Source organism: Campylobacter sp. 2018MI10 (assembly GCF_018501175.1).
Taxonomy (GTDB): Bacteria; Campylobacterota; Campylobacteria; order Campylobacterales; family Campylobacteraceae; genus Campylobacter_E.
The window spans coordinates 1-408 of record NZ_JAHCZD010000118.1 but is presented as its reverse complement, the minus strand read 5'-3'; the positions used below and the strand labels follow the sequence as shown (position 1 = coordinate 408).

The following is a 408-nucleotide window of genomic DNA, read 5'->3' as shown; positions in this document are numbered from 1 at the left end:
GTTGCAGCTATGCTTTTGCGTGAATTTGGTAATTGTGTTCAAAGTGGTGATTTTGGGGTAGGACCTTTTGTATCAAATTTGAAAGAAAAAGAATTTGATTTTGAATTTGCTAAGACAAGTGAAATTTTTTGCCATGATCAAAAACTAGAAAGTGACTTTAAAAATGAAATTTTACGCGCTAGAAACTCAAAAGATAGTGTGGGTGCTTCTGTTTATACTAGAGCTAAGGGAATGCTTGTAGGACTTGGAGAAGTGCTTTATGATAAATTAGATTCTAAATTAGCTCATGCCTTAATGGGGATTAATGCTGTAAAAGCTGTTGAGATAGGCGAGGGGATTAATGCGAGTAAAATGCGAGGCTCGCAAAATAATGATGCTTTAAAAGGGGGTGAATTTTTAAGTAATCAC

General features: G+C 35.0%; 1 protein-coding gene. It reads left to right on the top strand.

What is annotated here, in order from left to right:
- A partial coding sequence (locus KJR01_RS09940; RefSeq protein ID WP_214119088.1) for a chorismate synthase occupies positions 1–408 on the top strand: 408 nt, incomplete at both ends.